Below are 20,416 nucleotides of genomic sequence, written 5' to 3' on the forward strand. Positions count from 1 at the left end.
GTCACTTACAGTATAGTCCAAATGGGCTTTTTATAGTGTTTTGAGTTTAACTAGCACCACGGGTAGTTTCTTATATTAAGAAACAGAAAATCGCTCGAACAGAGCGATTTTTTATATGTTCTAAGCAATTGAAAAAATCCTTTAAATCCGCTATAATAGGTAAGTTGAAACAAGTTAGGAGTAGTCCAATGTAATAAGAATTTTCACAGAAATCGAAAGAAAAAGTATAAAAAAGAAAAAGAGGACAAAATGACGATTCAAGACGAAATTAAAAAACGCCGAACTTTTGCGATTATCTCTCACCCGGATGCAGGGAAGACCACGATTACAGAGCAGTTGCTTTACTTTGGAGGCGAGATTCGTGAAGCGGGTACGGTCAAGGGTAAGAAGACCGGGAACTTTGCAAAATCTGACTGGATGGATATTGAGAAGCAGCGGGGGATTTCAGTGACCTCTTCTGTCATGCAGTTTGACTATGCCGGAAAACGGGTCAATATTCTTGATACGCCTGGGCACGAAGATTTTTCAGAAGATACCTACCGCACTCTCATGGCCGTGGATGCCGCAGTCATGGTGGTGGACTCTGCCAAAGGGATTGAGGCTCAGACTAAAAAGCTCTTTGAAGTTGTCAAACACCGCAATATCCCAGTCTTTACGTTTATCAATAAACTGGACCGCGACGGGCGTGAACCCCTTGATTTGCTGGAAGAATTAGAAGAAGTACTTGGCATTGCCAGCTATCCGATGAATTGGCCAATTGGGATGGGGAAATCCTTTGAAGGTCTCTATGATTTGCACAATCAGCGACTGGAGCTTTATAAGGGTGATGAGCGCTTTGCCAGCATCGAAGAGGGAGAAAAAATATTTGGCAACAATCCATTTTATGCTCAGGTTTTAGAGGATATTGAACTCCTACAGGAAGCAGGAAATGAATTTTCACAGGAAGCTATTTTTAATGGGGAATTAACCCCTGTCTTCTTTGGTTCAGCCCTGACCAATTTTGGAGTGCAGACTTTTCTTGACACTTTCTTGGAGTTTGCACCAGAACCTCACGGACACAAAACCACAGACAATCAGGAAATCAGCCCGCTGGATAAGGATTTTTCAGGATTTGTCTTTAAAATCCAAGCCAATATGGATCCAAGACACCGTGATCGCATCGCTTTTGTCCGCATCGTATCGGGCGAATTTGAGCGCGGCATGAGTGTGAATCTGACCCGTATCAAAAAAGCTGTCAAACTCTCAAATGTCACCCAGTTTATGGCTGAGTCACGTGAAAATGTAGAAAATGCGGTGGCTGGAGATATTATTGGAGTTTACGATACCGGCACTTACCAAGTTGGCGATACCTTGACTGTCGGTAAAAACAAATTTGAGTTTGAACCGCTTCCAACTTTTACCCCGGAAATTTTCATGAAGGTTGCAGCTAAAAATGTCATGAAGCAAAAATCTTTTCACAAAGGGATTGAGCAATTGGTACAGGAAGGAGCTATCCAGCTTTATAGCAATTACCAGACTGGTGAATATATGTTGGGAGCTGTTGGTCAGCTTCAGTTTGAGGTCTTCAAGCACCGCATGGAAAATGAATATAATGCCGAAGTAGTCATGACACCCATGGGCAAAAAGACTGTTCGCTGGATTTCACCAGATGATCTGGACGAGCGAATGTCCTCAAGTCGCAATATCTTAGCCAAAGACCGCTTTGACCAGCCAGTCTTTCTCTTTGAAAATGACTTCGCCTTGCGCTGGTTTGCCGATAAATATCCAGATGTCAAGTTGGAAGAGAAGATGTGAGAGCGTTAAAAATCCGACAGAAAATTAGGAAATCTGGAGAAGAAGCAATTGCTTCTAGGAGGATTTATCTATTTTCCGAGGATTTAGTTTGAACTCAGTTAAAGAAAATGTGAGACTTGCACGGCATATGAGCAAAGTTTGAAAATTACGCTATTATTCGAGCTTTCTCATAATAATTTTTGAAACAGAACTGGGTTTTAAGTGAGTTTGTTTGTTAGAATCTTAAGCGTTTAGATAGATAAAGAAGTGTAATAACGATTGGTGAAGAATTGAGCATCTTTTTCAATTCTTTATATTAAAAGTCAATAAAGGAGAAAAGGGTGTTTATTGAAAAAGAATTAAAAGATGGAATGTCTTGGATAAACTTAGATGCAGATATTTTAAGTCAACATCCAGATTCTTATAAGGAATACAATATTGATGAAGAAACGATAGAGTACGCGTTAGATAAAAATGAACGAGCACACATGGATTACAATCGTGAAACAGGAACAGTCGTTTTTATTTTCAACGTATTAAACTTAAAAAGGGATAAGGATTATTATGAAACTATTCCTATGACCTTTATTGTACAGAAAGATAAACTCTTAACAGTTAGCAATAAAGCAAATACTTATGTTGTAGATATGATGAAAAATTATGTTGAACACCATGAGCCTGTAACAGTTTATAAATTTCTATTTGCTAGTTTAGAATTAGTGTGTAATTCTTATTATCCTGTAATTGAAAAAATGGATGAAACAAAGGATAACATCAATAGTCTATTGCACAAAACAACCACTAAGAAAAATCTCTTTGCTTTAGCAGACTTGGAAACTTCCATAGTCTACTTGGTAGCAGCTGCAAAGCAAAATCGTATGCTGTTAGAGCACATTAAAGGACATGCACTTTATCGTCATTTAGATGAAATTGAAAAAGAGCAGTTTGACGATGTCATGATTGAAGCTCGCCAATTAGTAGCAATGACAGACTTGATTTCTCAAGTTCTCAGTCAATTGTCAGGTTCTTACAACAATATTTTGAACAACAATCTGAATGATAATTTGACCGTTTTAACAATCATTTCAGTCCTCCTAGCAGTCCTAGCAGTTATCACGGGATTCTTTGGTATGAATGTGCCACTTCCGTTGTCTAATGATAAAAATGCTTGGATTTATATAGTTATTATCAGTCTTATTCTTTGGATTGTATTGACCAAAGCTTTGAAATGGTTGGCTAATAAAAAATAAAAATGATGTAGCCTTACCCCAATTTAGGACCTAGCTTCATCACTTTTATTTCTTTTTTTGCTTTCCAAATACCAGCCCAGCAGCCGGAGCAGAACCAAAAAATAGTTTTCCAGCCAGCCTAGAAGGTTGGCATTATTAGGCAGTTGTAGGTAGCCTAGCAGATAGTTGGTTCCAAAACCTAGCCCGCCAAGAATTAGTGCTAAGAGTACTAGACGCAGATAAAACCAGTCATATTTAATGAGAACACCAATCAGCAGAGGCAGAAGGGCTAAGTTCCAAAAGTCGATTTCTCGCTGCCAGTAGACGGAAAGACCGTAAGCTGAGTCAGAACCTAAAAGTTGGGGTTGGAAAATTTGAATAACAGCAGCCCCTAGCATGGCTACAATCAGTAGGATAAAGGCAAAGCGTAAAAACTTATTCATAGTGACTCTTTTTTATTTTTTTTTCATTATAAAAGAAAATAGTACATTTTCAAGTTAAATCTTATATCAAAAAAGAAAGTTAGCAGAAATCCTATCTTTTTATCATTCTTTGTGTTATACTAGATAAGTTACAAAATAGTCAGCTTTCTCAGTTGCTTTTGGCAAGTAATTAAGATAAAGTCTTTTCTATTGGAATACTGGTATCAAATTTACTGAATGAGAAAGCAAAATATGTTTTATAAGGTAGCTTCGCACTACCTTTTTAGAAAGAAGAAAAAATTGAAATTTAATGAATTACATTTGTCTGCTGAATTGTTAGCAGAAATTGAAAAAGCAGGCTTTGTTGAAGCCAGTCCAATCCAAGAACAAACAATCCCGCTTGCTATGGCAGGGAAAGATGTGATTGGACAAGCTCAGACTGGTACAGGAAAGACAGCTGCTTTTGGTTTTCCAACTCTCGAAAAAATTAACACAGAAAATCCTGTTGTTCAGGCTTTAGTCATTGCACCAACTCGTGAATTGGCTGTTCAAAGTCAAGAGGAACTCTTCCGCTTTGGTCGAAGCAAAGGAGTGAAAGTTCGCTCGGTTTATGGTGGATCTAGCATTGAAAAGCAAATCAAGGCTCTCCGTTCAGGCGCGCACATTGTCGTTGGAACTCCAGGACGTTTATTAGACCTCATTAAGCGCAAAGCACTGAAACTCAATCATGTAGAAACGCTAATTTTAGACGAAGCGGATGAAATGCTCAATATGGGTTTCTTAGAAGACATTGAAGCAATCATCTCACGCGTGCCGGAAGAGCGTCAGACCCTTCTCTTTTCAGCTACTATGCCAGATGCTATCAAGCGGATTGGCGTGAAGTTTATGAAAGAGCCAACACATGTCAAAATTGCAGCAAAAGAATTGACAACAGAACTGGTGGATCAATATTATATCCGTGTAAAAGAAAATGAAAAATTTGATACCATGACACGTCTCATGGATGTGGAACAACCAGAACTTTCTATCGTTTTTGGGCGTACCAAACGCCGAGTTGATGAATTGACTCGTGGACTTAAAATCCGTGGTTTCCGCACAGAGGGGATTCATGGCGATTTAGACCAAGGAAAACGTCTCCGTGTTCTTCGTGACTTCAAAAATGGTAATTTAGATATTCTTGTTGCAACGGACGTCGCAGCACGTGGATTGGACATTTCTGGTGTCACGCATGTTTACAATTACGATATTCCACAAGATCCCGAAAGTTATGTGCATCGTATCGGACGGACAGGTCGTGCTGGGAAATCTGGTCAATCCATTACATTTGTTGCACCAAATGAAATGGGGTATCTTCAAGTCATTGAAAGCTTAACTAAAAAACGGATGAAAGGTATGAAGCCAGCAACGGCAGAAGAAGCCTTTCAAGCTAAGAAAAAAGTTGCACTCAAAAAGATTGAGCGAGATTTTGCAGATGAAAGTATTCGCAACCAATTTGAAAAGTTTGGCAAAGACGCTCGCAAGCTGGCAGCTGAATTTACACCGGAGGAATTGGCTTTATATATATTGACCTTAACCGTACAAGATCCAGACACTCTACCAGAAGTAGAAATTGCGCGTGAAAAGCCATTACCATTTAAGTATGTTTCGAGAGCTAATAAAGGCAATCGTAACAGCAAAAATGGGCGTCGTAGTAATGATCGTCGTGACCGTACTAATGGGCGTGACAATTACAAAAAGGGTGGTCGCCACGATCGCTTTGACAAAGAAAAGCGTTACCGCAAAGACCACAAAAAACCTCGTAATACTTCAAGTGAGAAGAAAACAGGATTTGTCATCCGTAATAAAGGTGATAAGTAATTATACAATAATAAAAAGGCGAATAGAAGTTCGTCTTTTTATGTTTTTATAAGGAGATACAAAGTTATTTAAATACAATAGGCGTAGCAGTCTCTTGGAGAACTGCATCTAATTCAACGATATTTTGTTTACCTATTGTTTCAAGCCATTTAATTGTAGCAGCTTCGCCACCTTCTTGATAGGCTTTGGTAGCACCAGCCCAAGTTGCACGACCGCAAAGGACACCGTTGAAAGTTGAGCCGGATTCCTTAGCAAAGCGAAGTGTATCTTGGAAAAGCTGTGCGGATACTCCAGCAGATAAGAAAATAAATGGAAGAGAAGTGGCATCACTTTGTTCTTTGTAGAAGGCAGCAGCTTCTTCTTTGGTGTAAAGAACTTCATTTTCTGCGAATCCTTCAACATATTTCATATTGACTGGAACTTCAACTTTGAGAACATCTACACCAAATCGTTCTTGTGAGTAAAGCTTCATTGCTTCAATGACTTTGCGAGGTTTGAGTTTAGCATATTCTTTTTCATCCGTCACCTTGGCATCGTAAGAAACTAACTCAAGGAAAAAAGGTATGTCTTCTGCTTTGCATTCAGAAGCTATTCGCTCAATAAAGGCTTCTTTGACGTCATTGACTGCTCTATCTTCGTCAATATCTATATAGAGTAAGACTTTCACAGCATCAGCACCGTTTGCTTTGAGACGTTGGACGGAGACATTTTCGACGAGGTCAGGATAGCGACCGGGAACAGTTTTGTCATAACCTGTTTTTTCATAGGCAACTAATAATCCAGCGTTTTTATCACGAGCTTCCGCCGCTTTCCAACCTAACTCTGGATCAAGAAGGATAGAAGAAGCGTATTTTGTTAAGTATTTCGAAACTAGCACTTTAAAGGTTTCCAATTGCTCAACTGGAGTGTCTTCACCAAGCATACGACGCAAAGCCCCTCGTTGGTCAATAGCCAAAGCGCCGATAATTCTGTTTTTATCACATAAACGTTTTAATTTTTCTTGTTTTGTTGTCATCTTTAGGCTCCTTTTGTTTTGTATAGTTTAATTATAGAACACAAATAAAACAAAGTCAAACAATATTTTACAAAAATCAAAAAAATATTGTTTTTAATTTTTCAAAATGAATAAATTGTTGTATAATATATTTGAGGAATAAAATTATATAAAACTAGAAAGGAGACAAAATGAAAGAAGGACGGCATAGAGTGATTCTCCAAGAATTGGATCAGCAAGGAGTGGTTTCTGTCAAGAAATTAAAAGAGTTACTAGATGTAACGGATATGACGATACGTCGTGATTTGATTGACTTGGAAAAGCAAGGTTTGTTGACTCGTGTTCATGGAGGAGCTCATAAAAAAGTAAAAAATGGCTTGAACGAAGCCTCCCATACTGAAAAAACAATGTTAAATATTGAAGAAAAACGAACAATTGCTCAAAAATGTGCCAATTTGATTTTTTCTGGTGATACAGTTTTTATCGGTTCGGGAACAACGACGGATTTTATCGGAGATTATTTGGCTGATAAAAGTGTGAGTATTGTGACAAATTCGCTTCCTATTTTTGAAAAATTAAAAGATAATCCCAATTGTGACATTATTCTGATTGGCGGTCGTTATCGGGTGAAAACACAAACGTTTGTCGGACAATTTGCTAATAAATTATTGAAAGAAATCAAAGTTTCTAAAGCATTTATTGGCGTCAATGGAATTGACGGTCATAATGTCACGACTGCCAATGAAGAAGAAGGAAATGGCAATGCCATTATCTTGAACAATGCGATTGAAAAGTACATTGTGGCAGATAATAGCAAATTTGACAGCTATTCTTTCTATTGTTTCTATCAGTTGGATGGTTTGGATGCAGTAATTACAGATGATCATATCTCACCAAAGGTCAAGGAAAAGTATAAATCATATACAAATGTTTTATAGTTAATATTTTTATCACCTGTTCATATAGGAGCAGGTGATTTTTGTTTTGTATCTTTCGTGCGGTATTGATACATCCTATTAAAAAACAGGTCTCGTCCATATTAGACTGAGCCTGATTTTCTGAGTATTGAGCTTTTAGTCGTGGTATTCACCGCGAGCCCATTTAGCATTTTCTTCATCGAAAATATGGTCATTTTTAGCGATTTCAGGGCTAACTTCAATGCTATTATCGATTTTTTCAATCAATTGTTTGTTGGCTTCTGTTGGTTCATACTCTGTTTCAAGAAAGACATCAACGATATTGTGAATAAGATTTTGACCAAGAATACGTCCACCAAAAGCGATGATATTTGCATTGAGTTCTTTCTTTGCATAGCGTGCGGTTAGAACGTCACCAACAAGAGCTACACGAGTACCGGGAACTTTATCAGCAGAAGCAGAAATACCGACTCCTGTACCGCAAAGGGCAATTCCAAGATCAGCTTTTCCTGAAACAACATTTTCTGCAATCAGACGACCAAAGATTGGATAATGAGTCCGGTGAAAGTCGTAGGTTCCGACATCAATGACTTCATGACCGAGGTCTTTTAAATGTTCAGAAATTTTCATTTTTGTATCTGTTACGATATGGTCACAGCCGAGAGCGATTTTCATAATTTTTCCTCCTACCCTTTAACATAATTTATTAAGCATATCAATGCGAACTTGGTGACGCCCAGCATCATAGTCAGCTTTTAAATAAGCTTCTGCACAGGCATTTGCCAATTCTTCACCGAGAATAGCTGCACCGAGAGTGATAATGCGTGTAGAATTGTGGCGAATGGTCATCATGGCAGAATGCTCATCTGAAACAGCAGCACAAATGATCCCACGGTGTTTATTCGCAACCATATAAGAACCAACTGCAAAACGGTCAAACAAAATACCACGGGCAGTATCATCTTTTCGTAATTCTTCAACAAGAGCGTCTGTCGAGTCGACAAAATCAGCAGCACCTTCTTGTTCGTTGAGATCTTTAATGTCATAACCAAGTTGGAGTAAATGAGTTTTTACTTTATTTTTTAACTCAAAACCATCACGGTCTGTACCTAGTATAACTTTCATTGTTATACCTCCTTTTTTTATTTCACAACAACATCATAACATCTAACACAAATATTGTCAAACAAAAAATAACATAAAAAAACAAAATAAACTATTGACACCGTTTACATATAATGATATACTTTGTTTATAAACAAAATAAAACAAAATAGAAGGGGAAATATGATGGAACTTTATCAGTTATTCGATAAAGATTTAGTCTTTTGTCTGCAAGCCGACAGTCAGGAAGACCTTTTTAATCAAGTTGCTGACCTTCTTGAAGATAGACACATTGTAACGTCTTCTTATAAGAATGCCTTAATTGAACGAGAAAAGTCCTTTCCTACGGGGCTGGACATGGAATTTTTAGGAAAAGATTTGCCAAATGTAGCAATTCCGCATACGGATATTGTTCATAATTTAGCAGAAAAAGTGGTTGTAGTCCGCTTGGATCAGCCGGTGACTTTTCATAATATGATTGTTCCGTCAAATGAAGTACAAGTATCGCTTTTGTTCTTCATTATCAATAATTCTAATGCCAGTCAAACGAATATCTTGGCTCAATTGATGGACTTCTTTACTGCTGACGGCAACCTAGAGTCCTTATCCAAGTTGGATGAGGAAGATAAACTATTTCATTATATATCGGAAACAATAAATCATTAAAAATAAAAATGGAGGATTTTACAATGATTAAAATTTTAGCAGCCTGTGGAGCAGGGGTAAACTCAAGCCACCAAATCAAAAATGCTCTTGAAGAAGAACTTTCAAATCGCGGCTATGATGTTCAATGCGATGCGGTAATGGTCAAAGATGTGAATGAAGACTTGATAAAAGGTTATGATATTTTCACCCCAATAGCAGCAACGGATTTGGGATTTGAACCGGGGATTCCTGTTATTGAAGCAGGACCAATTTTATTCCGTATTCCAGCCATGAGTGCACCAGTATATGACAATATTGAAGCAGCTATTAAGGAACATGGACTTAGTTAAAGTAATTCATTAGAAAAAATGAAAAATTGAAACGCTAGATAAAAACAATTTTTATCTACTGAAATAGTTATTTCACTTTTCGTTCACTATCTTTCAAAAAATAAAATCGGGAGGATTTTTTATGAATGTCATTATTGACTTAGCCAATCGCTTCTTTAAACCCATTTTAGATATGGGGGCACCAATTATCATGTTGATAGTCTTAACGGTGCTTGCTTTATGCTTTGGAGTGAAGTTTTCCAAAGCCTTGGAAGGTGGTATTAAACTTGCCATAGCTCTTACGGGTATTGGTGCCATTATCGGTATGTTAAATGGTGCTTTCTCGGCTTCACTTGCGAAATTCGTTGAAAATACAGGAATTCAACTCAATATTACAGACGTTGGTTGGGCACCATTGGCGACGATTACATGGGGTTCTGCTTGGACGCTTTACTTCTTACTCATTATGCTCATCGTTAATGTCGTGATGTTAATTACGAAAAAAACGGATACCTTAGATGTTGATATTTTTGATATTTGGCATTTATCAATTACAGGTCTATTGATTAAATGGTATGCGGATAATAATGGTGTTAGCCAAGGAGTGTCGCTCTTTGTGGCAACGCTTGCAGTCGTACTTGTCGGAGTAATGAAAATTATTAACTCTGACTTAATGAAACCAACATTTGATGACTTGCTTAATGCGCCTAGCTCATCACCAATGACCTCTACTCACATGAACTACATGATGAATCCAGTTATCATGGTTTTGGATAAGATTTTTGATAAATTCTTCCCTTGGTTGGATAAATATGACTTTGACGCTGCAAAATTGAATAAGAAAATTGGTTTCTGGGGCTCTAAATTCTTCATTGGATTTATCCTTGGGATTGTAATTGGAATTATGGGAACGCCGCATCCAGTATCTGGCGTTGCCGAAGCAGCAAAATGGTCACTTGTTATCAAGGGTTGGTTATCTCTTGGTTTGACAGCTGGTGTCTGCTTGGAATTGTTCTCACTTATTGGTTCTTGGTTCATCGCGGCAGTAGAACCTCTTTCACAAGGAATTACAAATGTTGCAACAAAACGTCTTCAAGGACGTAAATTCAATATTGGACTTGACTGGCCATTTATCGCAGGTCGTGCAGAAATCTGGGCATGTGCCAATGTTTTAGCACCAATTATGCTAGTAGAAGCAGTCCTTCTTTCTAAAGTCGGAAATGGTATTTTGCCACTTGCTGGGATTATTGCAATGGGTGTTACTCCAGCACTTCTGGTTGTTACACGTGGTAAACTCATTCGGATGATTGTATTTGGAACTCTATTGCTTCCGCTCTTCCTTCTATCTGGAACCCTTATTGCGCCATTTGTTACGGACTTAGCGAAAGGCGTAGATGCATTTCCTAAAGGGGTAGCTAGCACACAATTGATTACCCACTCTACTCTTGAAGGTCCAATTGAAAAATTACTTGGTTGGACAATCGGAAATGCTACAACAGGCGATATCAAAGCTATCTTTGGTGTTATTGTCTTTCTAGTGTTCTATATTGGTATCTTTGCATGGTATAGAAAACAAATGATTAAGCGAAATGAAGAATACGCTGCAAATGCAAAATAGAAGAATAAGATAACAATAAGCTGGGCTATTCCTTTTGAAATAGTCTGGCTTTTGATTGAAAAAAAGAAAGGAAGAAACATGATTCATTTAGTTTGTCCAAATCCAGCTTTGGATCGGACAGTTTTACTTAGTCATTTTAAAGAAGATGTGGTCAACAGACCAAATCAAGTGCATGAGAATGCTGGCGGAAAGAGTTTTAATGTGGCTTATGTCCTGAATTGCGAGAAAGGCGAAGAGCAAGGAAATTTTTGCATTCATACAATGTTAGGTGGCAAAATGGGCGAATATATTCAACAATTAAATGAAGAAGATGGTATTCCGCTTGTTGTGACAGAGGTTGATAAAAATACGCGTACTTGTACAATTATGATTGATACAGAATTAGGAAAGACCTATCTTGTGTATGAAGCTGGATTTGAGCTGAATAAGGATTTATTAGAACAATTCACCACAAATCTTATAAAGCACATTCAACCTGGCGATAGCGTTGTGTTTTCTGGCTCTTTGATGAAAGGGATGCCAGATGATTATATTGCACAAATTGGTCGTCTTTTGCCAGAAGATGTGAATTTAGTAGTAGATACAAGTGGTGCCGCACTAAAAGCAGCTTTCACAGCACAGCCTGACATTGTAAAAATTAACGATGAAGAATTAGCAGAATTAACAGGATGTCCAGTTGAAACTGCAGAAGAAGCAGCAAAACTTCTCAAAGAATATACTAAAATTCCTTATTTCATTGTGACAATGGGAGGAAAAGGAGTCGTAGCACGCCTGCAGGATGATGTTTTCCAACTGACGTTTCCAGCAATTCATGTCAAAAATCCTATTGCGTCAGGGGACTTTTTCCTTGGAAGTCTCTGCCATGCTTTAGAAAGTAAAGGGAGAGTTGATAGAGAAGCTGTCATTCGTGCCTGTGCTTATGCAACAGCTAACTGCCTGCAATGGACTCCAAAAGTAGACCTAGCCGATGTAAAACGAATTGTAGACGAAATCGAACTAACAACTTTGTAGTTTCTTTCTACAGTTTATATGATATTTTTTGAATGTATTGACTTAGAAAATCCCCTCTTTATATAATAAAATAGATTATTTTATTATAAGGAGGTCGTATGACTTTATCAGGACTTATTGTTTTAGCGGTATTTGTATTTCGGTTGGTATTTCTAAAAATATCGATGAAGAATGAGAAAGCGATATTGGCAAATGGTGGGCGCGAATATGGCGTGCAAAATACCAAGTATATCACTATTCTTCACATTTTATTTTACCTTTCTTGCTTTACTGAAGCTACGATACGTCAGGTTCAGTTTGACGCACTTAGTGCTATAGGATTTGGCCTGTTGCTATTTTCAATGTTTATGCTCTATGTTGTGACGCAATTATTAGGGGACATTTGGACAGTGAAATTGATGCTTGTAAACGATCATAAGTTTGTCGATCATTGGCTTTTCCGCTATGTGAAACACCCAAATTATTTCTTGAATATCGTTCCAGAGTTGATTGGTTTAGCACTTCTTTGCCATGCACTTCTTTCATTTTGTATTCTATTTCCTCTGTATGCGGTAGTTTTGTATAATCGCATCAAGGAAGAAGAGAAACTGCTCAAAGAAGTCATTATCCCAAATGGTATTGCGCAGAAGTAAGTTATTTTTTTAAGTGTAGAATGAAAGATTTTAAATTTATACAAATTATCCATTTTGTATAAATTTTTAAAAAATAAAGTAAGAAAGGGTTTACAAAAGTTTGAAAATGTGTTAAACTCTATTCATAAAGTTAAATAAAACATGGATTGTAACTAAGAAATTAGGCGAGACCATAAATGACCCAAGTAAAAAATCTTGGTTTGTTTATGGTTTTTTTATGTTTTACAAAAAGATTGTTAGGAAGGAGGACATGAATGTTTCGAATTGTCCAGCCACTAAATAATAATGTTGCGGTGGTCAAAAATGAAAGTGGTGAACAGGCTGTTGTCATGGGGCTCGGTATCATTTTTAAAAAGAAAAAAGGGGATTTGTTGGCAGAAGAACGAGTAGAAAAAGTCTTTCAACTGAAAAGTGAAGAATCGCGCGAAAACTTTTCTGCTTTGTTAAAAGATGTTCCCTTGGATTTTATCACGACTAGTTATGAAATTATTGATTATGGTATTCAACAGTTCCAATTTCCAGTTCAAGAGTACATCTATGTAACTTTGACAGATCATATTTATTGTAGTTATCAAGCGCTGCAAAGAAATACTTATAAAAGTAATCACTTGCCGGATATGTCGGAGCAATATCCGACGGAGTACAAAATTGCTGAGCACGCTTTGGTGATTTTAAAAGAAAAATTGGATGTGGATTTTCCAAAAGATGAGATTGGGCGGTTAGCCTTACAGTTTATCAATGCGAAAGGCGAAGATGTCGTGATTAGTAAAGATGAACAAACACTGACCCGACAAATGATTGCTTTGGTGCAAGAGGAACTTTTAAAACATGGTATTAAGCGGACAAAAAAGAATAGTAATTTTTACGACCGTTTGATGATTCATTTGACATACTTTATTGAGCGTTTGGATCAAGATGACAGCGGTTCAAAAGTTTCCATGAAGAATTTAGAAGAGCATATTAAAAAGGATTATCCAGAAGCCTATCAAATTGGCGAAGATATTTATGAAGTCATTCGTCAGCATTTGGGTGGAGGACTTCATCCAAATGAAAAGGTGTATTTGGTGATTCATATTCAAAGATTATTGTAAAGGAGAAGACATGTTTCAATTACCAGAAGATTTTATTTTTGGTGGTGCAACAGCTGCTTATCAAGTAGAAGGAGCTACAAAAGAAGGTGGAAAAGGTCCGGTCGCTTGGGATGAATTTTTAGAAAAACAAGGACGATTTTTAGCAGATCCGGCTAGTGATTTCTATCATCAATACCCAAAAGATATTGAGCTGTGTGAGAAGTTTGGTGTCAATGGTTTGCGCTTGTCTATTGCTTGGAGCCGTATTTTTCCAGAGGGACATGGCAAGGTCAACCAAGAAGGAGTAGAGTTTTATCACCGTGTATTTGCTGAATGTGCGAAACACCATGTCCTGCCATTTGTTACACTGCATCACTTTGATACTCCGAAAGTTTTGTTTGATCAAGGTGATTTTCTCAATCGTGATACGATTGAAGCGTTTGTGGAATATGCTGAATTTTGTTTTCAAGAATTTCCAGAGGTTCATCATTGGAGCACTTTTAACGAAATTTATCCTGTTGCGACCAATCAATACTTGCTCGGTGTCTTTCCTCCGGGGATTCAGTATGATTTGAGTAAGGTGATTCAATGTCTTCACAATATGATGTATGCGCATGCGCGTGTAGTAAATCTTTTCAAGGAGAAAGGTTACCTTGGTGAAATTGGAGTGGTGCATTCTTTGGAAACAAAATACCCAGCAACAGACAGCGAAGAAGATAAGCATGCAGCTTTTCTGGATGATGCGCTTTCTATTCGTTTCTTGCTAGATGCTACTTATCTGGGGTATTATTCTGAGGAAACAATGGAAGCTCTTAATGAAATTTGCGCTGCTAACAACGCTAGTTATGAATTCCTTGAAAGCGACTTTGAAGAAATGAAAAAAGCTAGTCATCGAAATGATTATCTTGGAATCAATCATTATCAATGTCATTTTGTTAAGGCTTATCAGGGCGAATCAACTATTCATCATAATGGAACGGGTGATAAAGGCACTTCGGTTTATAAAGTGAAAGGCATTGGAGAACGGATTTATAAGGAAGGGATTGAACGAACAGACTGGGATTGGATTATTTACCCAGAAGGTTTGTATGACCTTTTATTGAGAATTAAAAAAGACTACCCACATTATCAAAAGATTTATATCACTGAAAATGGAATGGGCTATAAAGACGAGTTTGACAATGGCATCATTATGGACAAGCCGCGGATTGATTATTTGAAAGTGTATTTGCAATCTTTAAGCAAAGCTATTGATGCTGGTGTTGTGGTAAAAGGATATTTTCTTTGGTCTTTAATGGATGTTTTCTCGTGGTCAAATGGCTACAATAAACGTTATGGCTTGTTTTACGTTGATTTTGAAACTCAAAAGCGTTACCCTAAGGAATCAGCTTATTGGTACAAGCATGTTAGTGAAACAAAGATTGTGATTTAAGAAGGGAGATAAGATGAATAAAAACGAATTACAAATGTTAGGATTTGAAATCGTAGCTTATTCGGGGGATGCACGTAGTTGTTTACTGAATTTGCTGAAAGAGGTTCGTCAAGGTAATTTTACAAATGTAGATGCTGCTTTAAAAGAAGCAGATGAAAATTTAAATTTAGCCCACAATTCACAAACGCAGATTTTAGCACAAGAGGCAGCTGGGGAAGATTTAGATTTAGGATTTATCTTTATTCACGGTCAAGATCATTTGATGACGACATTATTGTTAAAAGAATTGATCGTAGATTTTATTGAATTATATAAAAATCAATACAAGGAGGACTAATTCCATGAACGGAATTATCAAACAAATTGAGAAAGGAAAACCTTTCTTTGAAAAAATATCACGCAATATTTATCTTGGCGCTATTCGTGACGGCTTTTTAGCCGCCATGCCTGCCATTTTATTTTCAAGTATTTTTATCTTGCTAGCAGCAATTCCAGAAATTTTTGGATTTAAGTTGCCAAATGATGTTTCCACCTGGCTTTGGAAAGTATATGGCTATTCTATGGGGGTAGTAGCTATTCTCGTGTCCGCTACGACTGCTCGTTGTTTGTCAGAATCAATGAACCGCAATATGCCGACCAACAAGACTATCAATTCGGTTTCTGTTATGTTGGCTTCCATTGTGAGCTTCCTCCTTTTAAGTGTGGATCAAATTGAAAACGGTTTAGCCAATGGCTACATGGGAACAAAAGGGATTTTAGCGGCTTTTGTAGCAGCTTTTATCACGGTGAATGTTTATAAATTCTGTGTATTGAAAGACATTACTATTAAGATGCCAAAAGAAGTCCCTGGAACAATTTCTCAAACTTTCCGTGACGTCTTTCCATTTTCATTTGCAGTATTTGCTGCTGTTTTGATTGATACAATCGTGCGTTATTTCTTTGGGCATTCGTTTGCAGAAGCCGTTATCACACTTCTCCAACCTTTATTTACCGCAGCTGATGGCTATTTAGGAATTTCGATTATTTGGGGAGCAATGGCACTCTTCTGGTTTGTTGGTGTGCATGGTCCTTCAATTGTAGAACCAGCTATTGTCGCGATTATTTATGCAAATGTGGAAACGAATTTACAGTTGGTAAAAGCAGGTCACCATGCTTCAAACGTGTTGACAGTTGGACTTGGAAACTTCGTTGGCACAATGGGTGGTACAGGTGCAACATTGGTTGTTCCATTCCTCTTCATGCTCTTTGCAAAATCTAAGCAATTAAAAGCTGTCGGGAAAGCTTCCTTTGTTCCAGTTTGCTTTGCAGTCAATGAACCATTGCTGTTTGCAACGCCTATTATTTTAAATCCCTATTTCTTTATTCCATTTTTAATCACTCCAATGATCAATGTTTGTGCTTTCAAGTTCTTTGTTGATGTGTTAGGTATGAATAGCTTTATGTATGTCCTTCCTTGGGCAACGCCAGCACCGATTGGCTTGATTTTAGGTACGGGTGCAGGAATCTTATCTATTGTCTTGATGCTGCTGTTGATTGTAGTTGATTCTCTCATCTACCTTCCATTTATTAAAGCGTACGATGATTCATTAGTAGAAGAAGAAGCGAAAAAGGCAGAAGTGATTGAGCTTGAAGAAGCAGCAGAAGCTGAAATAGACGATCAAATTCAAGCGGTTGCAGATGGAAAGCATCATAATATTTTGGTTCTATGTGCCGGTGCAGGGACAAGCGCCATGCTAGCAAATGCACTAACAGAAGGCGCAGCAGAGTTAGGCATAGACCTCAGTTCAACAGCTGGTGCTTATGGTTCGCACTACGATATTATGAAAGATTTTGACATGGTTGTGCTAGCTCCACAAGTCAATTCTTACTATGAAGATATTAAGAAAGATACGGATAAATTGGGCATCAAACTTGTTGCGACAAAAGGTGCTGAATATATCAAATTGACACGTGATCCTAAAGGCGCTGTGCAATTCGTTCTTTCGCATTTTGAATAACTAGCCTTCTTATAAAATGTTCGTTTAAAAACTGATAAAACCTATTTCTTGTTTTATCAGTTTTTTAAAGCGAACACTAAAATATTAAACTAAATAGAAATAGGAAAACTGTATGAAAATAGGATTAAGATTGTCGCTTGTTTTTGCTGCTAGTCTTTGTTTGCTTGGAGGAGTCATTCCTATTAAAGCTAATGAAAATACTAAAATACGTGTTGATAAAGTAGAAAATTTATCATCTGATTTTATCATGGGGACGGATATTTCAACAGTAATTGCTCAAGAACAAAGTGGTGTAGAGTACAAAGATGAAAATGGGAATGTCAAAGATATCTTTGATATTTTGAAAGAAAATGGTGTAAATTACATTCGCGTCAGAGTATGGAATAATCCTTATGATCATAACGGACATGGTTATGGCGCTGGAAATAGCGATATAGAAAAGGCGATTGAGATTGGAAAACGAGCTACAGCACATGGTATGCGGCTACTAGTAGACTTTCATTATTCAGATTTTTGGGCTGATCCAGGACGTCAAGTTCCACCAAAAGATTGGACAAATATGAATGTGTCTGAAAAATCAGAGGCTTTATATCAATACACCAAAGCTAGTCTTGAAAAAATAAAAGCAGCTGGTGTAAATGTAGGAATGGTTCAAGTTGGTAATGAAACAACGAGTAGTGGGATAGCAGGTGAAGCAGGAGAGGAACGCTATCAGTTGTTTGCAGCAGGCGCCAAAGCAGTGCGAGAAGTGGATGCAACTATATTGATAGCTTTTCATTTTACTAACCCAGATAAAACGGAAACGATACTGAATTACGCAAAAGGTTTATCAGATCACCATATTGATTATGATGTGTTTGCTACTAGTTATTATAGTTTTTGGCATGGTAATTTAGATAATCTGACTTCAGTTTTAAAGACAGTGACCGAAAAGTATGGGAAAAAGACACTTGTAGCAGAGACTTCTTATGCCTATACATTAGAAGATGGAGATGGTCAACAAAATGTTATCCGAACACAAAATCAAATGCTGGTGGGTGGCTATCCTGCCTCTATTCAAGGGCAATCGCATGCCTTACGAGATGTCATTGATGCAGCCAATAAAGCAAGTGCATTAGGCATCTTTTATTGGGAGCCAGCTTGGATACCGGTTAGTTCCAAAGGAAAAGAAGTAAATACACCTATTTGGGAAAAATACGGTTCGGGCTGGGCTTCTAGTGCCGTCATTGGGTATGATCCAAATGTTAATCAGGAAAATTACGGTGGCTCTGAATGGGATAATCAAGCATTGTTTGATTTTACAGGAAAAGCTTTGCCGTCACTTGCGACATTTAAATATGTTTATACTGGGTTGAATACAAATCTAGAATATGATAAGAATGAAGAAACAGAGCTGCAAAAGAGTTTGTTATCCAATTCTAGCTTTGAGGAAGAAGATCTTTCAGATTATACTTTTAACGATTTTATCAAGCGTAGACAAGACACGCCTAAAACAGGCAAGTATGCCATGAATTTCTACAATGGCACAAGCGATTATACAACTGGCGTTGAAAGAAAGATAACACTTCCAGCAGGAACTTATCAATTTTCTGCTCAAATTCAAGGTGGTGATACGAATGGCTCTGAAGATATTTATGCTTTTGCTCGTGCTGAGGCAGTAAATGTTCAAAGTGAAAAAGTCAAACTAGCTGGTTGGTCAAATTGGCAGACAGCAAAATTGAGCTTTACATTAACAAAAGAGACCGAGGTGACACTGGGAATATGTGTGAAAGCAAATAAAGGTTCATGGGGAACAATTGACGATTTGCTTTTAACCAAAGAAGGAGTAGATAAGACAAAGTTGGGAACCACTCTTTCTTCGGCAAAAGAAAAATTAGCGGAAACTATGCATTATACAAAGGATTCACTTGCGAACTTAAAAGAACAAGTAGAAGAGGCACAAGCTATTTTACAAAAAGATGATGCGACACAAGCAGAGATTGATGCAGAATGTGAAGCATTACAGACTGCCATTCGAGCCCTTGTACCACTAGAAAATCAATCTTCATCTAATGTTCAGCATGAAGATAGCAAAAAAACAAAGGAAAATTCTAATAGCAAAGAACAAAAGGGAGAAAACTCCCATGCTGGGTTGACAGATTCTGATTCGTCTAATAAAAATGGAAAGTCTTCTCAAACGAATAGGAACAAGGAAACTTTGCCTACTACAAGTGACAAAAAATTAGCTAAAACCAAAGAATTATTACCAAGTACAGGGACTAGCATGTCATATTTAGCTGGTATCGGTGTTGTTTTTCTGAGTGTCTTTGTTGCTGTCATTTCTAAGAAAAATAACCAATAAATCATTGAAAAAAGTAGAAAGACCTCCCGCTTTCTACTTTTTCTTATCTGCAATATATTCTAATTTTTGTTGTCGTGTTTTTCTTTTAAAGAGAGCTTCGGCTGACATGGCAGAAGGTTTGTCGGGAAATTCTTCTTGATACAAAAGAGTAACGGGTAATCGTGTACGCGTGTATTTGGCGCCTTTTCCAGTATTATGCGTATGAAGTCGTTTTTTGACATCGGTCGTGTACCCTGTGTAGAGAGAGCCATCGGCGCATTCCAGAACGTACATGTAGGCTTTAGTTTCCATAGTAAATCTCATGAATTTCTGGAGTGTAGCTGCCATCTTCATTATGAATGAAAAGCGGTGGCAGGATTTTTAACCCGTCACGGGAACCATCTTTGATAGCTTCAATGAGGAGCATATTGGCTTCGCGATTTGCTTTTGGGTAAACAAACTGAATACGTTTTGGAGCTAGATTATGCGCTATCATGGTGTCAATAATATCAAGGAATCGTTCAGGGCGATGCACCATTGCTAAACGTCCATTGGACTTTAAAACTCGTTGGGAGATTCGACAGATTTCTTCCAGATTGGTCGCAATTTCATGTCGTGCAAGCAGATAGTGTCGGCTTGCGTTGAGATTAGAATGTTCATCTACTTTAAAATAAGGCGGATTGCATAAAATCATGTCCACTTTACTACCGTCAATATAGTGGGTGAGATATTTCAAATCATCCTGAATGACCTGCATTTGGTGGGTTAGACCATTTAGCTCAATAGAGCGCTCTGCCATATCTGCCAGTCTCTCTTGAATTTCAACCGCTATGATTTGAGCCTGGGTTCGGGTGCTTGCAAAAAGTCCGACAGCACCATTTCCAGCACAAAGATCCACGATAAGACCGCGCTTAGGTAAGTTTGGGAAACGGGAGAGGAGTACACTATCTACTGAGTAGCTAAAGACCTCTCGATTTTGAATAATTTTGACGTCAGTAGAAAAGAGCTGATTGACTCGCTCACCGTCTTTTAAAAGAATTTCTGCCATATACCCTTATTATATCAT

20 protein-coding genes are annotated in these 20,416 nt (G+C 37.7%); 14 read left to right on the forward strand and 6 right to left on the reverse strand.

Features of this window, described 5'->3' with window-relative positions; translation table 11 throughout:
* The first annotated feature begins 249 nt into the window (after positions 1-249).
* On the forward strand, positions 250-1,794 hold the full coding sequence (locus HMPREF2984_RS07765; RefSeq protein WP_003041312.1) for a peptide chain release factor 3: 1,545 nt from the start codon (positions 250-252) through the stop codon (positions 1,792-1,794).
* A 320-nt stretch (positions 1,795-2,114) separates the two neighbouring features.
* Positions 2,115-3,023, forward strand: a complete 909-nt coding sequence (locus HMPREF2984_RS07770) for a magnesium transporter CorA family protein (protein ID WP_003030058.1) — start codon at positions 2,115-2,117, stop codon at positions 3,021-3,023.
* Positions 3,024-3,046: 23 nt separating this feature from the next.
* On the opposite strand, the gene HMPREF2984_RS07775 is transcribed toward HMPREF2984_RS07770, so the two are convergent.
* A complete protein-coding gene (locus tag HMPREF2984_RS07775; protein ID WP_003030057.1) occupies positions 3,047-3,445 on the reverse strand; it encodes a hypothetical protein in 399 nt (132 codons plus the stop codon).
* Positions 3,446-3,724: 279 nt separating this feature from the next.
* Here HMPREF2984_RS07775 and HMPREF2984_RS07780 point away from each other — a divergent pair, with 279 nt between their 5' ends.
* Entirely contained in the window at positions 3,725-5,281 is a 1,557-nt protein-coding gene (locus HMPREF2984_RS07780; protein ID WP_070671084.1) for a degradosome RNA helicase CshA, read from the forward strand.
* 64 nt (positions 5,282-5,345) lie between these two features.
* Here HMPREF2984_RS07780 and lacD read toward each other — a convergent pair whose 3' ends face one another.
* Positions 5,346-6,296 (reverse strand): tagatose-bisphosphate aldolase, encoded by a 951-nt coding sequence (gene lacD / locus HMPREF2984_RS07785; RefSeq protein ID WP_003030055.1) that lies wholly within the window; start codon positions 6,294-6,296, stop codon positions 5,346-5,348.
* Between the two features lie 170 nt (positions 6,297-6,466).
* On the opposite strand from lacD, the gene HMPREF2984_RS07790 reads away from it, so the two are divergent.
* Positions 6,467-7,213, forward strand: a complete 747-nt coding sequence (locus tag HMPREF2984_RS07790) for a DeoR/GlpR family DNA-binding transcription regulator (RefSeq protein ID WP_003030054.1) — start codon at positions 6,467-6,469, stop codon at positions 7,211-7,213.
* 135 nt (positions 7,214-7,348) lie between these two features.
* On the opposite strand, the gene lacB is transcribed toward HMPREF2984_RS07790, so the two are convergent.
* Complete coding sequence (gene lacB, locus HMPREF2984_RS07795; protein WP_003030053.1) at positions 7,349-7,867, reverse strand: galactose-6-phosphate isomerase subunit LacB; 519 nt, start codon at positions 7,865-7,867, stop codon at positions 7,349-7,351.
* Positions 7,868-7,885: 18 nt separating this feature from the next.
* Complete coding sequence (gene lacA / locus HMPREF2984_RS07800; RefSeq protein ID WP_003030052.1) at positions 7,886-8,317, reverse strand: galactose-6-phosphate isomerase subunit LacA; 432 nt, start codon at positions 8,315-8,317, stop codon at positions 7,886-7,888.
* A 165-nt stretch (positions 8,318-8,482) separates the two neighbouring features.
* Between lacA and HMPREF2984_RS07805 the strand changes: the two genes are divergently transcribed.
* From HMPREF2984_RS07805 to HMPREF2984_RS07850, 10 genes are all read left to right on the forward strand, one after another.
* Complete coding sequence (locus HMPREF2984_RS07805; RefSeq protein WP_022525046.1) at positions 8,483-8,962, forward strand: PTS sugar transporter subunit IIA; 480 nt, start codon at positions 8,483-8,485, stop codon at positions 8,960-8,962.
* A gap of 23 nt (positions 8,963-8,985) precedes the next feature.
* Complete coding sequence (locus HMPREF2984_RS07810; protein WP_003023769.1) at positions 8,986-9,291, forward strand: PTS sugar transporter subunit IIB; 306 nt, start codon at positions 8,986-8,988, stop codon at positions 9,289-9,291.
* A gap of 121 nt (positions 9,292-9,412) precedes the next feature.
* A complete protein-coding gene (locus HMPREF2984_RS07815) occupies positions 9,413-10,888 on the forward strand; it encodes a PTS galactitol transporter subunit IIC (protein ID WP_049493402.1) in 1,476 nt (491 codons plus the stop codon).
* Between the two features lie 78 nt (positions 10,889-10,966).
* On the forward strand, positions 10,967-11,899 hold the full coding sequence (locus tag HMPREF2984_RS07820; RefSeq protein WP_049533134.1) for a 1-phosphofructokinase family hexose kinase: 933 nt from the start codon (positions 10,967-10,969) through the stop codon (positions 11,897-11,899).
* 98 nt (positions 11,900-11,997) lie between these two features.
* Positions 11,998-12,531 carry an isoprenylcysteine carboxyl methyltransferase family protein gene (locus tag HMPREF2984_RS07825; protein WP_049533133.1) on the forward strand — a complete coding sequence of 178 codons (534 nt, stop codon included), beginning with the start codon at positions 11,998-12,000 and terminating at the stop codon, positions 12,529-12,531.
* A 254-nt stretch (positions 12,532-12,785) separates the two neighbouring features.
* Positions 12,786-13,622 carry a PRD domain-containing protein gene (locus HMPREF2984_RS07830; RefSeq protein ID WP_003023779.1) on the forward strand — a complete coding sequence of 279 codons (837 nt, stop codon included), beginning with the start codon at positions 12,786-12,788 and terminating at the stop codon, positions 13,620-13,622.
* Between the two features lie 10 nt (positions 13,623-13,632).
* Positions 13,633-15,033, forward strand: a complete 1,401-nt coding sequence (gene lacG, locus HMPREF2984_RS07835) for a 6-phospho-beta-galactosidase (RefSeq protein ID WP_049533132.1) — start codon at positions 13,633-13,635, stop codon at positions 15,031-15,033.
* A gap of 13 nt (positions 15,034-15,046) precedes the next feature.
* Positions 15,047-15,370: a PTS sugar transporter subunit IIA gene (locus HMPREF2984_RS07840; RefSeq protein WP_003030041.1), complete on the forward strand. Its 324-nt coding sequence runs from the start codon at positions 15,047-15,049 to the stop codon at positions 15,368-15,370.
* 4 nt (positions 15,371-15,374) lie between these two features.
* Complete coding sequence (locus HMPREF2984_RS07845; RefSeq protein ID WP_049533131.1) at positions 15,375-17,030, forward strand: PTS lactose transporter subunit IIBC; 1,656 nt, start codon at positions 15,375-15,377, stop codon at positions 17,028-17,030.
* 112 nt (positions 17,031-17,142) lie between these two features.
* On the forward strand, positions 17,143-19,371 hold the full coding sequence (locus HMPREF2984_RS07850) for a glycosyl hydrolase 53 family protein (protein ID WP_070671013.1): 2,229 nt from the start codon (positions 17,143-17,145) through the stop codon (positions 19,369-19,371).
* 33 nt (positions 19,372-19,404) lie between these two features.
* Here HMPREF2984_RS07850 and HMPREF2984_RS07855 read toward each other — a convergent pair whose 3' ends face one another.
* Positions 19,405-19,662 carry a GIY-YIG nuclease family protein gene (locus tag HMPREF2984_RS07855; protein ID WP_070671015.1) on the reverse strand — a complete coding sequence of 86 codons (258 nt, stop codon included), beginning with the start codon at positions 19,660-19,662 and terminating at the stop codon, positions 19,405-19,407.
* Positions 19,652-20,398 carry a tRNA1(Val) (adenine(37)-N6)-methyltransferase gene (locus HMPREF2984_RS07860; RefSeq protein WP_070671017.1) on the reverse strand — a complete coding sequence of 249 codons (747 nt, stop codon included), beginning with the start codon at positions 20,396-20,398 and terminating at the stop codon, positions 19,652-19,654. Before HMPREF2984_RS07860 ends, HMPREF2984_RS07855 begins: the two co-directional genes overlap by 11 nt.
* Between the last annotated feature and the right edge of the window lie 18 nt (positions 20,399-20,416).

This window comes from Streptococcus sp. HMSC066E07, assembly GCF_001814695.1.
Classification (GTDB): Bacteria; Bacillota; Bacilli; order Lactobacillales; family Streptococcaceae; genus Streptococcus; species Streptococcus hominis.

What these genes read in the sequence shown, in the direction of transcription:
- lacB (WP_003030053.1), bottom strand. Translation starts at nt 7,867, where the DNA reads ATGAAAATCGCTCTCGGCTGTGACCATATCGTAACAGATACAAAAATG.
- HMPREF2984_RS07810 (WP_003023769.1), top strand. Translation starts at nt 8,986, where the DNA reads ATGATTAAAATTTTAGCAGCCTGTGGAGCAGGGGTAAACTCAAGCCAC.
- HMPREF2984_RS07775 (WP_003030057.1), bottom strand. Translation starts at nt 3,445, where the DNA reads ATGAATAAGTTTTTACGCTTTGCCTTTATCCTACTGATTGTAGCCATG.
- HMPREF2984_RS07765 (WP_003041312.1), top strand. Translation starts at nt 250, where the DNA reads ATGACGATTCAAGACGAAATTAAAAAACGCCGAACTTTTGCGATTATC.
- HMPREF2984_RS07790 (WP_003030054.1), top strand. Translation starts at nt 6,467, where the DNA reads ATGAAAGAAGGACGGCATAGAGTGATTCTCCAAGAATTGGATCAGCAA.
- HMPREF2984_RS07830 (WP_003023779.1), top strand. Translation starts at nt 12,786, where the DNA reads ATGTTTCGAATTGTCCAGCCACTAAATAATAATGTTGCGGTGGTCAAA.
- lacG (WP_049533132.1), top strand. Translation starts at nt 13,633, where the DNA reads ATGTTTCAATTACCAGAAGATTTTATTTTTGGTGGTGCAACAGCTGCT.
- HMPREF2984_RS07825 (WP_049533133.1), top strand. Translation starts at nt 11,998, where the DNA reads ATGACTTTATCAGGACTTATTGTTTTAGCGGTATTTGTATTTCGGTTG.
- HMPREF2984_RS07840 (WP_003030041.1), top strand. Translation starts at nt 15,047, where the DNA reads ATGAATAAAAACGAATTACAAATGTTAGGATTTGAAATCGTAGCTTAT.
- HMPREF2984_RS07815 (WP_049493402.1), top strand. Translation starts at nt 9,413, where the DNA reads ATGAATGTCATTATTGACTTAGCCAATCGCTTCTTTAAACCCATTTTA.
- HMPREF2984_RS07860 (WP_070671017.1), bottom strand. Translation starts at nt 20,398, where the DNA reads ATGGCAGAAATTCTTTTAAAAGACGGTGAGCGAGTCAATCAGCTCTTT.
- HMPREF2984_RS07805 (WP_022525046.1), top strand. Translation starts at nt 8,483, where the DNA reads ATGGAACTTTATCAGTTATTCGATAAAGATTTAGTCTTTTGTCTGCAA.
- HMPREF2984_RS07850 (WP_070671013.1), top strand. Translation starts at nt 17,143, where the DNA reads ATGAAAATAGGATTAAGATTGTCGCTTGTTTTTGCTGCTAGTCTTTGT.
- lacA (WP_003030052.1), bottom strand. Translation starts at nt 8,317, where the DNA reads ATGAAAGTTATACTAGGTACAGACCGTGATGGTTTTGAGTTAAAAAAT.
- HMPREF2984_RS07845 (WP_049533131.1), top strand. Translation starts at nt 15,375, where the DNA reads ATGAACGGAATTATCAAACAAATTGAGAAAGGAAAACCTTTCTTTGAA.
- HMPREF2984_RS07820 (WP_049533134.1), top strand. Translation starts at nt 10,967, where the DNA reads ATGATTCATTTAGTTTGTCCAAATCCAGCTTTGGATCGGACAGTTTTA.
- HMPREF2984_RS07855 (WP_070671015.1), bottom strand. Translation starts at nt 19,662, where the DNA reads ATGGAAACTAAAGCCTACATGTACGTTCTGGAATGCGCCGATGGCTCT.
- lacD (WP_003030055.1), bottom strand. Translation starts at nt 6,296, where the DNA reads ATGACAACAAAACAAGAAAAATTAAAACGTTTATGTGATAAAAACAGA.